This is a genomic window from Mesorhizobium sp. WSM4976, from assembly GCF_029625685.1.
Classification (GTDB): domain Bacteria; phylum Pseudomonadota; class Alphaproteobacteria; order Rhizobiales; family Rhizobiaceae; genus Mesorhizobium.
The window spans coordinates 168642-181874 of record NZ_JARTVT010000013.1; the positions used below are offsets into that span (position 1 = coordinate 168642).

Consider the following 13233-nt stretch of genomic DNA (forward strand, 5'->3'; position numbering starts at 1 on the left):
CTCAGCTTAACCTCGGTACCCAATAGATGAGCAGGTAGATCGGGATCCAGGTGAGGACCACGAAGTCCCAGTAGAAGACATTATCGCCGACGTCGCCGAAGCGTCGACCGCTATAGCCATGGCGCGTGAACATCAGCACCGTCAGGACAATCGTGTCGCCGACATCGGTAATCAGATGCGTGGTGTGGAGACCGAGCAACACCCAGATCATCGAGCCGTAGGCGTTCGTGTCCCAGTAGATATTCAGGGCAGGAAATTCGAACCAGCGGACGATGAGTGGCGCTAGGCCGAGCAGCGACATTACCACCATCCCGATCCGCACCGGCCCCATGGCGCATTGCTTGGCATAGCGGTTGAGCACGTGGTTGGGCACCAGGCTGACGACGAGAAGCAGCGTCACGATCGTTCCCGGCCAATGGTTGGGCGCCGGAGCGCTTAGGCGCCAGTTGGGCCACAAGGTCGCGAGGTACAGATAGGCGCCGGCGGCCAGCGCGAAGCCCATTCCTTCGAGCGCCATGAAGCCGAGCGTGCCCCACCAGGTCGGGCTGCGTGGGCCATGCCCAAAGGTCGGGAGGTCGGCAAGATCGATGGCAGGACGCTGGTTCATTCCTCGTCCTCCGGATCACCCTTCGGCCAGAACCAGCCGACCAGGGTGACAGCGATCGGCGCGGCGCCCCAGACGATCGCCCAGGGCGTGAAGATCGAATAGAGGAAGGTGGCGCCGACGGCGATGGCCGCCAACAGCGGCCAGATCGACGGCGTCGCCGATTTCTCACGGATGTCGGGATGGGCTTCCGCCACAGTCGAGATGATGAGTTCGCGCGCGTCGACGCGAAGCCCGGAGGCGACAGGGAGGGCTACGCGCTCGGCCCAGAGCGGCTCGACATTCGTCACGACAGGAATGCGGGCGAAATTGTAGCTGGGCGGCGGCGAGGACGTCGCCCATTCAAGCGTGCCGGCATCCCAGGGATTGTCCCCTGCGGGCGTTCCGCGCAATGCGCCATGCACGAGGTTGAAGGCAAACAGCACGAAGCTCAGGAAGAAGAGCACCGCGCCGGCGCTGATGAACAGATTGATGTTCTCCCAGCCGAGCTCGGCCGGATAGGTGTAGACCCTGCGCGGCATGCCCCACAGCCCGACGATGTGCATGGGGAAGAAAGCCGCGTTGAAGCCGACCAGCGCCAGCCAGAAATGCCAGCGTCCGAGGCGCTCGCTCATCATGCGGCCGGTGATTTTGGGGAACCAGAAATAGGCGGCTCCGAGCAGCGGGAAGACCGAACCGCCGATCAGCACATAGTGAAAGTGGGCGACGACGAAATAGGTGTCGTGCACCTGCAGGTCGAGCGGCACCGAGGCGAGCATGACACCGGTAAGGCCGCCGATGACGAAGGTGAAGAAGAAGCCGAAGACGAACAGCAGCGGTGTACGGATCACCGGCCTGCCGTCCCAGAGAGTGGCCAGCCAGCAGAAGATCTGAACGCCGTTGGGGATAGCGATCAACATGCTGGACGCGGTGAAGAAGCTGGCGCCGAGCTTCGGCAGCCCGGTTGCGAACATGTGGTGGACCCAGAGGCCGAACGAGAGGAAACCGACGGCGATCAGCGACAGGACCAGCCCGAGATGACCGAAGGCCGGGCGGCGGGCGAAGGCCGGGATGATGGACGATACCATCCCAGTCGCCGGCAGGAAGATGATGTAGACTTCGGGATGGCCGAAGAACCAGAACAAATGCTGGAACAGGAGCGCGTCGCCGCCCTCTGCCGGGTTGAAGATATGCGTGCCGACGAGCCGGTCGAGGATCAGGAAGGTCGAGGTGATCATCACCGCCGGCATGGCGAAAACGACGACGAAGGACGTGACCAGGAGCGCCCAGACATAGAGCGGGATCTTGTCCAACGACATGCCGGGTGCGCGCTGCTTCAGCACGGTCACGATGGTCGCGACGGCGACGGCCAGCGAGGACACTTCGGTATAGGTGATCATCTGCGCCCAGACATCGGCGCGCTTGCCTGGACCGAATTCCGGTCCGGAAAGCGGCACATAGGCGAACCAGCCGACATCCGGCGCCATGGAGAGGGCGAATGACACCCAGGCGAAGAGGCCGCCTGAGACATAGACCCAATAACCGAACGCGTTGAGGCGGGGGAAGGCGATGTTGCGGGTGCCGACCATCAAAGGCACCAGATAGATGCCGGTCGCCTGTACGATGGGCACGGCGAACAGGAACATCATGGTGACGCCGTGCATCGTGAACAGCTGGTTGTAGAGGTCCGGGCCGATCAGGCCGCGCTGCGGGCCCGAGAGCTGGATGCGCATGGCGACGGCGTTGAGTCCGCCCAGACAGAGGAAAAGGAAGGCGGTGATCAGGTAGCGGCGTGCGATGACCTTGTGATCGACGCTCGACAGCGCGCCGATGATGCCGGGAGGCGTGCGCCACGTCCGTGCCAGCCAGCGATGCAGGCTTGCATCGTCCATGCCGGTGTCGCGCGGCCCGTCACGCTCGGGTGCTATATCGCCCCTGGCGGATGCTTCGCGCTCCGGCGGCAGATCGCGTTCGCTGGTGAGATCCGCGCTGCTCATTTCAGTGCCTCGAGATAGGCGACAATGGCGTTGAGCTCGTCGCCGCTCAGATCAACCACCGGCATGTGCGCCCCGGGCTTCACGCCTTGCGGGTCGGCGATCCAGGCGGCGAGATTGCCGCGGCTCATCGTCAATGTTCCGGCCGCGAGCGTTTGCCGGCTGGCGATATGGGTGAGATCCGGCGCGACAGTACCGCCCGCCGGCGTGCCGCCGATCTTGTGACACATCACGCAGGGGCGTTTCAGGAAGAGCTCCCCGCCGGCTTTGGCTTGGTCGCTCGTTGGAGCCGCGGCCGGCTGCAACTGGTCGTTCCACCAGGCATCGAACTTTGCGCGCGGCTCCGCGATGATGAAGGTGCCCATGTTCGCGTGCTGCGAGCCGCAGAACTCGGCGCATTGGCCCCGGTAGACGCCGGGCTTGTCGGCCTTGATGTCGAGCACGTTCATGCGGCCGGGGATGAGGTCGAGCTTGCCGGATAGGCTCGGCACCCAGAAGGAGTGGATAACGTCGGTCGAGGTGAGAAGAAGCCGTACCGGCTCGCCGGCGGGAATGTGGATTTCGTTGGCCGTGGTCAGGATGCGGCTCGGCGTGGTGTCCTCATAGCGTACCTCCCACCACCATTGATGGCCTGTGACCCTAATGGTCAGCGCGGCGTCCGAGCCGATCGCGGCAAGCGTCCTGTTGGCGAAGAAGCTGAGCAAGGTCAGCCCGACCAAGATCACCGCGGTCAGCCCGACGGCGGTCATCACCACGCGCAGCTTGCGATTGTCGGAGCTGGCGTCGAGCGCAAGCGGCTCGGCATGTTGCCGCGAGCGCATCATCAGCGGCACCGCAAGAGCGGCCATCACCAGCACCCACACCACCGCGCACAGGCCGGTGAAGAACCAGATCAACCATGCGAGCTCGCTCGCCGCCGGACCTTTTGGGTCGAGCGCCGACTGCCAGCCTGCGCATCCCTGAAGAAACAGGGCCATTGCCGTGGCGAATTCAATCGAGGCGAGGCGTTTCACGGCGACTTCCCCAGGGTGGCAGCATCCGGCATGCGGTTTTCGGACGGATGCGCCATCATGTCGTCATTGCGCGAGGGTGCAGCGGAGGAGGGCGCATTGCCGCTCAAGGAGCGAACGAAGGCTGCAAGCTCCCAGATCTGGTCGTCGGGGATCTTGTCGCGGAAGCTCGGCATGCCGTTCGGACGGCCGTCGCGGATCGTGGCATGGATGCTTTCCATCGAGCTGCCGTAGATCCACTTCTCGTCCATCAGCGCCGGGCCCATGCCGCCGCCGCCATTGGCATGGCATCCCGAACAGTTGAACCAGCCGAACAGGCGCTTGCCTTCGCTCAGATGAAAGGCGTTGGCCTCGAAACTCGCCGCTTTGTTGTCGGTGGGGGCGGGGCGCTGTCCACCGGGTTCCAAAGTCGTCACCGGAGTCGGCTGCTCGCCGGAGCCGAGCGCCGATTGCGGGCGTGTGTCCCGCTCCTCGCGCTGGCAGGCAGCGAGAGGCAGCGAGGCGAACAGGAGCAGCGCGACAAGCGGTCTCATCGCGCGGGGCTCCCGGAAGCATCAAGGCGCGGGACGCCATATTGAACCAGCAAGGCGTCTATGTCGGCCTTGTGCCTGGCCAAGGCGCCGTTCACATCGCCACGCAGCGCATCATCCTCACGCCGAACGCCCATGGAGATGTCGTAAATCATGGGCAATTGCGGTCCGTCTATGCGCGGCGCGACCGGCGTGATCCTGAGCGGCACCTTCTGCTTCTGGGCGAAATAGCCGGCGAGCGGACCCCACACCACGGCGAGGTCGATCTCGCCGCTCGCCACCGCTTCAACGATGCGGGCCGGCGGATTGGGAGCGGAGTAATCGCCGTAGACGGGGTAGCCGATGAGATGCCCGACGATCCCGCGGCGGCCAAGCGCCTGGACAGGAGGCGAGTTGGCGCCGTCGTCGCCGATGAGCTGAACGCCGATACGCAAGTCGCGCAGCCGCGGGTCGTTGAACGAGGTCACATCCGGGCTATCCTGGCGGGTCACGAACACATAGGAGGACCGGTAATAGGGCGTGGTGGTGCGCAGCATTTCGAGATTGGCTGGCGTGCCGGGCACGAGATCGCAGAGTCCCGCCTTCAGCGTGTTGCGCACGAACCCGCGGCGCTGCGCCCACCAGGTGTAGGTCAGCTTGGCACCAAGATCGTCGGCGATGATTTGCGCGATCCTGTTTTCGAAGCCCTGGCCGGCCGCGTTGGAGAATGGCAGGTTGTTCGGGTCGGCGCAGACCCTGAGCTCGCGAGCGCCGGCGGTCGCCGGCAAGAGCAGCAAGGCGAGCGCGATGATGCAGAGCGCGACCTGCGGGAACAGCTTCCGTGCCGCGCTGTGGATCAACCCGGACACATCAGGGCAGACGGAACACATAGAGCGTGCCTCCCGCCGTGGTCGCGTTCTTCAGGTCCTTCATCGCGTTGACGAAACCTAGCGCGGCGGTGGCATCGCGTGGGTCGAGGTCGCCCGAGACGATGGCGCCGGCCCAGCCGCCGACGCCGGACAAGATAGCAACATATTGGTGCCCGTCCGGGCCGCGATAGGTGATGGGCTGGCCGATGATGCCGGACGAGGTCTTGAACTGCCAAAGCAGGTCGCCGGTTTTGGCGCTCACCGCCTTGAACCAGCCTTCCATCGTCCCATAGAAGACCACGTCGCCGGCGGTCACGACCGCGCCGCTCCACACCGGGAAATTTTCCTTGAGGCTCCATGCCGGCTTCTCAGCGGCGATATCCCAGGCCGTGAAGGCGCCGCGGTTGCCGCCCGGCCCGGGGATCATGCGGACGTTCATTCCGACATAGGGCGTGCCGGCGATGTAGTTCACCTCGACGCCTTCTTCGTCCATGCACAGATTGTTATGCGGGATGTAGAGCAGACCGGTCTTTGGAGAAAAGGCTGAGGGCTGCCAGTCCTTGAGGCCCGACGCCGTCGGGCAGATGTCGCGGACGACTTTGCCGGTGCCGGTCAGCTTGTCCGGGTTTTCGACCAGGCGGCCCGTCTTGAGGTCGACGCCCTTGCTGGAATTCACGGGGCCATAAGGTTTTGCGGACAGAACTTCGCCCGTCGCCCGGTCGAGGAGGTAGAGGTAACCGTTGCGTTCCGGACGGACCAGCACCTTGCGGGGCTTGCCCTGCCAGTTCATGTCCAGCAGGACCTGCTCGTTGATGCCGTCATAATCGTGGAGGTCGTGCGGGCTCCATTGATAGAACCACTTCGCCGCTCCGGTGTCCGGGTCGCGCGCGAAAATTCCCGACGTCCATTTGTTGTCGCCGGGGCGCAGGTCGGGATTCCAGGGCCCGGGATTGCCGGTGCCGTGGAAGATCAGGTTGAGGTCGGGATCGTAGGAGATCCAGCCCCACATATTGCCGCCGCCGATCTTCCACGCCTCCGGCGGCCATGTCGTCACGCCGAGGTCCTTGCCCTTGTCCATCTCGTAATGCGGCTTGAAGTCGGGCCCGATCAGCACGTCCTTGTCAGGGCCTGTATTGTAGGCCGTCCAGACGATATGGCCGTCGCCGGCGTCGAGCGCCTTGACCCAGCCACGCACGCCCATCTCGCCGCCGGAATTGCCGACCAGCACTTTGCCTTTCACCACCAGCGGCGCCATGGTGATCGTCTCGCCGATATTGATGTTGCCGATATGGGCGTTCCAGATCGGCCGGCCGCTGTTCGCGTCGAGCGCGATGGTGTGGCCGTCGAGCGTGTTGAAGAAGATGCGGCCGTCCGCGAAGGCCGCGCCACGGTTGACGACGTCGCAGCACGCAACACCTTGCGCGGCTGGCTCGGGGTTGGGCTCGTACTTCCATTTCATCGGCGCGCCGGGCTTCGAGAGGTCGAGCGCGTAGACGATGTTGGGAAACGGCGTCACGATGTACATCGTGTTGCCGACCACCAGCGGCGCCGCTTCCTGGCCCTTGTTCACCCCGGTCGAGAAGGTGAAGGCGACCTGCAGGTTCTTGACGTTGCCTTCGTTGATTTCCGCGAGCTCGCTATAGCGGGTCGAGGCGTAGTTTTTGGCCGGCATCGTCCACTGCCCGTCATCGGGCGGCGCGGCTGCGGCAGGTGGAGAAATCGCGGGCGCGGGCGGAGCTTCCGAAGCGGCTGTCAGCAAGGGAACGCAGGTCAGCAGCATGGCTGTAAGAGCGCCAAGATACTTTCGGGATGCCGCCGGGAGATCGGTGCGGGCCGGATCACCGCAAAATACTGCAGTTTGAGTTGCTTGCTTCATTTGGGCGTCGAACCTCCGACGCCGGAACCGAGTTGCGCCGCAATGTCGGCCTCATGGCCGGCACAAAGCGGGTGGCCCCAGCCGGAGGCGCTTTTCCCGCCGGGATCGAGATCGTAGACGATGGCGTCCTTGTGGTTGGGATTGACGCCCGCGGGAACCTTGTCGAAGCCAAGGGCCGCGCGAATGCGCCAGGCGATATTGTGATCGGCGCAGGAGGAATCGCCACTGACGCCGAGGCCGCCGACAATTGTTTTGCCGTCGTACAGAGCCAGGCCCCCGCCGAACACGACGACGCCTCCGATCGGCTTGCCGATCAGCGGGTCGCTGGCGCTGCCAAACGTCTTGGGGTCGCCTGAGTAAGCCGCTGCCTCGTTAACGGGGTTGGTGGCCTGCAGGCCGAACAGCGGACCACCGGGCTGCACCCCGGCATAGAGATTGGCTGTCGAAAGCGCCATGTTCGCCAGGCTAAGCCCATTGGCCGTGTTCGCCTTCTCGGCCGCTATCAGCCGGCTGCCCGGCCACTGCGCATCAACCGTAGGTCCACTGAAGGCGACCGCGCAGACTGTGCCGTCGCGGGCTACGATCGCTGCCCATTCATTGGTCTCGAACCCGCCATTCGCAGGGCCGCCGCTCGCCTTGACATTGGCCTTCAAGGCCGCGAGCAGCTTGTCGTGATCGGCCGGGCAAGGCGCCTGGGCGCGAGCAGTGCCTTGCTGCATCGAGCCAAACGCCAGGACAAGGAACCCAAGAGTTAGCGACGTAAGCTGACGACGAGCCATGATCAAAAGACGCTTGTTGATGTTACCGAACTAGGAATCGGCTGCTTTGTTCCTCGAACATGGGGAAGATCGCACTGACGAGGTTGGCTGGCAGAGGAAGCTGGATCGGGAAAGGAATCGGACGAAGCCGAAGCCGCAGGAGATCGCTTTGACCGGTCACGGCTGTTTGATACGCACGCCCGTTTGTGACTGTCGCCGGTTTGCGATCTTGCGGCTGCGAGGCCGAAATAGGCTATCGGTGGCTCGGAGAGCTTACGGGGTTTCCGCCTTCCTGTGAGTCCGATGCAGCGGGAGGCGAGGGTCTTCTGAACACAAGGCCGATCTGGCCGTTACAGGAGATGCTCGTCGATATCCTGCAGTTCGTCGTCGGAACTCCCGCTTTTCTGGCGAGCACGGCTGGTCGGTGCAGATTGAACGGCGCTTGCCACGCGACGAACCGGCGTAGCTTCCTCGATCTTCAGTCACATTTCGCTGTTGCCGATTATCCCGCCCTCGCCCTCGGCGAGATTGGTGACGTGCGGAGCTTTCGAAGCGTGCAATCGAACGACAGGCTTGCCGGAGCCGTCCTGTCCGAAAAACGCGATGCCGGCGGCCTGCAATACCTGGCGCATCGCAAGTAGTTTTTCCGCCGATGGCATCCGGCGCCCGCGCTCGAATTCGCGAATGCTCGCTTCGCTCAAATCACATTTTGCCCCAAGCCGCACCCGTGGCCAGTTCAACAAGGCCCTGGCTGCCGTTACCTGCTTTGGCGTTAGAGGAGCCACCAAACATCTCCACTGCTTCTTGATCCAAACTGAAAGTTCAAGAACATGTTCCATTGCCGTCAAAGGCGGAGCCAAATGCCCCTCGGACCGCTGCGCTTGGAACAACGATGATCGCCCATCGTTCGGTGACGATGAGACAGCTTCTTTCAGATTTCGCGGCAATGGCGCAGCCGGGTTATTGGATTGCCCTTGGGCTTCTGGTCATCCCTTATGGAGTGGGCGTGTTCTTCCTTGTGAGGGTTTGCCACTGCATGTAACTGCGTGCGTGGTGCAATTCGGTCGACGCCTCGTATCACCCGGCGACAAGGACCCCGAAATGCTGGCTCCGCAATCAAACCAGAAAACCATCAGGCACGTGGTGCCTCGCGCAGGTTGATCAATTCGACCAGTTCGAGGATCCTGAACTCCTGCCACGCCAAGCGCGTCGGTGGCGGCGGCGGTGTACATCATCTTGTCCTTGGGACAGGCGACGACGAAGGCCCCGGCGCCGAGACCGAGCGCCTAGCGGGATGCGGTTTTGAGTCGTCGCCGCTTCGAACGAGGCCGCCAATGCGTTTATCCAGCCCATGGCGGCTTCGGCTTCGCCGAGGAATCCGATGTCGAGCGCAAGTTCCGCGAAACCGGCTCTACCAGGAGGTGCCGATCTCGACCCCTCTACTGTCATACCTCTCCGAGCATGCGCTCGGAATGCCACGATCTTGCTGACGAGTTGTCGGATGAAGCCGAGCTGCAGGCATTTTTGGCAGCTGTTCCGAACGTCAAGCGTTGGCCGTTGACGGTCGACCTTACGCAGCGGTCACGAGGTGACACAATCCAGAGTCTTTTCATGGAAACTGTCCTAACCGGTCCGATCAAACCGGTCGCGCAATATGCTCAAAGGCAGCAGCATATTGGGCGCGTAGCGCAGCAGGCCGTGAAAGGGGATCGGCACCGGCGGCGCGAATGGCAGCGGCAGGTCGCGCCCTTCTGTCCCGGCGGCCCAGTCGGCCAGCACTTTGCCCATAGCCGTGGTCATGGCGATGCCGCGTCCATTGCAGGCACGAGCCGCCATCAGACCTGGGCCGAGGTCGATCAGATGCGGCAGGAAATCCGGCTCGACTGCGGCGATCCCCGACCAGCTATGCTCAAGCGGCGGCAGGTCGGGCAGCTCCAGGCATTTCGCCAACCGCCGCCAGATCGTCCTCGGCACACGCCCGTCGGCGCCCGCGCTCACCACATGCATGCCGCCGCTGATCAGCCGGTTCTGGGCATCGAAGCGGAAGGTGAGAAGATTGCGTCTGGTGTCGGAGAAACCCTGACCTCCGGGCAGCAGGCGCCCGCGCGCGCTCGACGGCAGCGGCGCGGTCGCGATCTGGAAAACCTTGAGCGGAAAATAGGTGCGCTGCAGTGTCGGGTTGAGCGCTCCGCCATAGGCGTTGGTGGCGATCAGCACCTTGCCGGCACGCAGCGAACCCGACCGCGTCGTCAACGTCCAGCTGTCGGTCGAACGGTCGATCGATGTGACACGCGTGTGCTCGAAAATCCGCGCTCCGGCGGTTTCGGCCGCATCGGCCAGTCCGCGCGCGAATTCGACCGGATTGAGCACGCCGCCTGAGCGATCCATCCAGCCCCCGGCATAGTCTCGCGCGCCGGTCAGCGCTTCGGTCTGCCGGCTGTCCAGCATCACCGCCGGCCTGCCGCGCTCCGACCATTGCCTGGCGCGGGATCGGATTGTTTCGAGAGCAGCCGATGAGTGCGCCGCTTGTATCCAGCCATTCTGGACGGCGTCGCAGGCGATGTTATATCGCTCGATCAGGTTGAACACGAGGTCGGCGCTGCCCGCGGCGACGCCGATCAGCCGCTCGCCGCGCTCCGCACCGAGATGCGCCACTATGGCGACCGGATCCATTTTGGCGAAATTTGGCACGACAAAGCCCGCGTTGCGGCCTGTGGCGCCCCAGGCAATGATCTCTGCTTCGAGCACAGCCACCGAAAGGCCTTTGCCGGCGGCATGCAGTGCGGTCGACAGGCCGGCAAAGCCGCCGCCTACGACGGCAAGGTCGACATCGAGGCTATCTTCCAGCGCTGGTCGGAGGCGGTGGACGCGGCTGATCTCATGCCAAAGGGAAAGCGCTTCTTGCCGCGCCATTACGTTCACGATCCGCTTTCGCTGGCTGTGGCCTTCGTCCGCTTGCCAAACCGCGCCCGCCGTGGCCGCTCGCCGAATATGCCGTTCGGCCTGACCAGCAGGATAACGCACAGCATGACGCCGATGGCGACGATCTGCAGAGATGCGGCTCGCGCCTGCTGTTCCGGCGCGAAAAGCACACTTGTGAGCGCGCCCGAGCCCGCCCATATCGCCCAAACCAGTACGCTGCCCGCAATGGCGCCGGCGTTGCTCCCGGAGCCGCCGACGATCAGCATCACCCAGACCTGGAAGGTGAGGATCGACAGGTAATTGTCGGGAGCGATGAAGCCGATGAAATGCGCCTGCAGCGCCCCGGCAAGCGCCATGATCGCGCCGCCGATTGCAAAGGCCTGGACACGATAGAAACGCGCGCTCTTGCCTAGCGAGATCGCGGCGCGTTCGTCTTCGCGCAGGGCTTTCAGGACGCGGCCCCACGGACTGCGTGTCAGATGTTCGAGCGCCATATATGCGGCGAGCGTCACCGCCGAGACGATGGCCAGATTCGACAGGTTGAAGAGCAGCGGCGTTTCGGCGAGGCCGCCGAAGGGTCGCGGGATGAAGCCGATGCCGAACGGGCCTCCCGTGAGCTTCTGCGCGTTGAGCGCGACCAGTTGCACGACGACCGCGACACCGAACGTCGTGATTGCCAGATAATCCGATCTGAGCCGCAACGTGGCGATGCCGGTCAGCGCGGCGGCAACTCCGCCAACAAACATCGCCCCCAGCCAGCCGACGAGGATCGGCAGGCCGAGACCGCCCAGCCGGGTGGGGTCGTCGGGGGTGGTGAGCAGCGCCGAGGTGTAGGCTCCGATGGCGACGAAGCCGGCGAGTCCGACATTGAACAGACCGGTCAGCCCCCATTGCAGGTTGAGGCCCAGCGTGACCAGCGAGAAGATCAATGCCGTCGTCAGGAAAAAGGCGCCGTAGCCCACCAGATCGATCATCGTTCACGCACTCCGAAGAGCCCGATGGGGCGCACGATCAGCACTGCCATGAGGATGACGAAGGAGACCGCGGCGCGCCATTCAGCACCGATCAGCTGTACAGCGCCGGCCTCGGCGAGGCCGATGATCAGGCCACCCAGCACCGCGCCCGGAATGCTGCCGATGCCACCCAGTATGGCGGCGGCGAACATCGGCAGCAGCATGTCGAAACCCATCAGTGGACGGATCTGGACCAACACGCCGATCATCACGCCGGCGACGCAGGCCAGTGCTGCGCCGATGACCCAGGTGACGCGCACGACGCTGGCGACGTCGATGCCGGCGATGCGGGCAAGCGCCGGGTTCTGGCTCATCGCCTGCATCGAGCGGCCGGTCTGGGTGCGTGTGGCCAGAAGATGCACGCCCAGCACCAGCGCCGCGGTCAGAAGCAGGAGCGCGATCTGATCGGGCGTGATGCGGATGCCGAAGCCGACTGGCATCGCGATCTGGATGGCGCGACTGAAATAGGTCGGGCGAGAGGTGAAGATGAATTCGAGCAGGCTTCTGAGCGCCATCGAGGCGCCAAAACTTCCCATAACGGCGATGATCGCCTGCTCCTGCTTGCGCAGTCGCGAAAACAGCACCTTGTCCAGCAGCAGCGCAAGCAGGGCCGTAAACGCTGCGCCGACGACCAGCGCGACGATGAGCGGCCAGCCGAAGGACAAAGGCGCGATCGGCGCCACCTTGCCGAACATGGCGGCAATGGCGCCGACGACGGCCAAGGTCGCATAGGTGCCCCAGGCCATGAAATCGCCATGGGCAAAGTTCGAGAAGCGCAGGATGGAATAGGTCAGTGTCACGCCGATGGCGCCAAGTCCGATCATCGAGCCGGTGAGGAGCCCGTCGACGACGAATTGCAGGCTCATGCCGCGCCTCCGGTCTCGGTGTGCCGTGCGCTGTCTTTACGGGGGGGCCGCTGGCCGAGATAGAGCTCTGCAACGACCGGATCGTCCCATAGCGTCGAGGCGGCCCCCTCGTGCCGTTCCTTGCCTTCGACCAGCACGTATGCGCGATCGCCGATGGCGAGCGCCGCCTTGGCGTTCTGCTCGACCAAAAGGATGGTGACGCCGGACTTGCGGATGGCCGAAAGCATCTCGAAAACCATCGATACGAATTTCGGCGACAGCCCCGCCGAGGGCTCGTCAAGCACCAGCACCTTCGGATGGACAATCAGCGCGCGGGCTACCGCGAGCATCTGCCGTTGCCCGCCCGAGAGGTTGCCGGCAGGGGTCCGCCGTTGGCGCAGAAGGTCGGGAAAGGCCGCGTACATTTCATCGATGCGGGCGGGCGCCTGGCGCCGTTCGAGGATGCCGCAGGCGACCTTCAGATTGTCCTCCACCGACATGCGTGGAAAGATGTTTTCGGTCTGCGGCACGAAGGCAAGGCCGAGGCGGACCATGGTGTGCGCGGGCGCGGTGCTGATGTCCTTGCCATCGAGCAGCACCTTGCCCCGGCTGATCGGGACAAGCCCGGCGATGGCCTTGATCAGGCTCGATTTGCCGGCGCCGTTCGGCCCGAGCACGACGACGATCTCGCCCTTGTTGACGGTGATCGAAGCGCCGCGCACGATCGGCACGCCGGGCTCGTAGCCGGCTTCGAGGTCGCTGACGTCCAGCACGGTTTCGCTCATCAGGCAACCTCACGATTGCGTTGAATCAGTTTAAGAGCTGATTGGGCGTTGGTCCCGCGCCACCGTGAC

The 13233-nt window shown here is 64.1% G+C and carries 12 protein-coding genes and 1 pseudogene; 1 reads left to right on the plus strand and 12 read right to left on the minus strand.

All coding sequences use genetic code 11. The features are described 5' to 3' along the window. Position 1: 1 nt before the first annotated feature. From P9272_RS17875 to P9272_RS17910, 8 genes are all read right to left on the minus strand, one after another. A complete protein-coding gene (locus P9272_RS17875) occupies positions 2-607 on the minus strand; it encodes a cytochrome c oxidase subunit 3 (protein ID WP_278161532.1) in 606 nt (201 codons plus the stop codon). Continuing rightward, the gene (gene ctaD, locus P9272_RS17880) at positions 604-2580 is read right to left on the minus strand and encodes a cytochrome c oxidase subunit I (protein WP_278161533.1); all 1977 of its coding nucleotides are present in this window, start codon (positions 2578-2580) and stop codon (positions 604-606) included. The genes P9272_RS17875 and ctaD overlap by 4 nt, the downstream gene beginning before the upstream one ends. Continuing rightward, positions 2577-3590 (minus strand): cytochrome c oxidase subunit II, encoded by a 1014-nt coding sequence (gene coxB, locus P9272_RS17885; protein WP_278161534.1) that lies wholly within the window; start codon positions 3588-3590, stop codon positions 2577-2579. Before coxB ends, ctaD begins: the two co-directional genes overlap by 4 nt. Then, on the minus strand, positions 3587-4120 hold the full coding sequence (locus tag P9272_RS17890; protein WP_278161535.1) for a c-type cytochrome: 534 nt from the start codon (positions 4118-4120) through the stop codon (positions 3587-3589). Before P9272_RS17890 ends, coxB begins: the two co-directional genes overlap by 4 nt. Then, on the minus strand, positions 4117-4986 hold the full coding sequence (locus tag P9272_RS17895) for a substrate-binding domain-containing protein (protein ID WP_278161536.1): 870 nt from the start codon (positions 4984-4986) through the stop codon (positions 4117-4119). The genes P9272_RS17890 and P9272_RS17895 overlap by 4 nt, the downstream gene beginning before the upstream one ends. Further along, entirely contained in the window at positions 4967-6745 is a 1779-nt protein-coding gene (locus P9272_RS17900) for a methanol/ethanol family PQQ-dependent dehydrogenase (protein WP_278161537.1), read from the minus strand. The genes P9272_RS17895 and P9272_RS17900 overlap by 20 nt, the downstream gene beginning before the upstream one ends. 92 nt (positions 6746-6837) lie before the next feature. Beyond that, positions 6838-7560, minus strand: coding sequence for a heme-binding protein (locus P9272_RS17905; RefSeq protein WP_278161538.1), 723 nt, complete (start codon positions 7558-7560; stop codon positions 6838-6840). Between the two features lie 521 nt (positions 7561-8081). Beyond that, the gene (locus P9272_RS17910) at positions 8082-8489 is read right to left on the minus strand and encodes a helix-turn-helix transcriptional regulator (protein ID WP_278161539.1); all 408 of its coding nucleotides are present in this window, start codon (positions 8487-8489) and stop codon (positions 8082-8084) included. A 460-nt stretch (positions 8490-8949) separates the two neighbouring features. Between P9272_RS17910 and P9272_RS17915 the strand changes: the two are divergent. Continuing rightward, a pseudogene (locus tag P9272_RS17915) lies at positions 8950-9089 on the plus strand (acyl-CoA dehydrogenase); the annotation flags it as partial. A gap of 133 nt (positions 9090-9222) precedes the next feature. On the opposite strand, the gene P9272_RS17920 reads toward P9272_RS17915, so the two are convergent. Genes P9272_RS17920 through P9272_RS17935 form a run of 4 tightly spaced genes read right to left on the minus strand, consistent with a single transcriptional unit; the run spans position 9223 to position 13164 of the window. Beyond that, entirely contained in the window at positions 9223-10512 is a 1290-nt protein-coding gene (locus P9272_RS17920; RefSeq protein ID WP_278161540.1) for an FAD-dependent oxidoreductase, read from the minus strand. A gap of 5 nt (positions 10513-10517) precedes the next feature. Beyond that, a complete protein-coding gene (locus tag P9272_RS17925; RefSeq protein ID WP_278161541.1) occupies positions 10518-11495 on the minus strand; it encodes a branched-chain amino acid ABC transporter permease in 978 nt (325 codons plus the stop codon). Then, the gene (locus P9272_RS17930; protein ID WP_128261094.1) at positions 11492-12400 is read right to left on the minus strand and encodes a branched-chain amino acid ABC transporter permease; all 909 of its coding nucleotides are present in this window, start codon (positions 12398-12400) and stop codon (positions 11492-11494) included. The genes P9272_RS17925 and P9272_RS17930 overlap by 4 nt, the downstream gene beginning before the upstream one ends. After that, positions 12397-13164, minus strand: coding sequence for an ABC transporter ATP-binding protein (locus P9272_RS17935; RefSeq protein ID WP_278161542.1), 768 nt, complete (start codon positions 13162-13164; stop codon positions 12397-12399). The genes P9272_RS17930 and P9272_RS17935 overlap by 4 nt, the downstream gene beginning before the upstream one ends. Between the last annotated feature and the right edge of the window lie 69 nt (positions 13165-13233).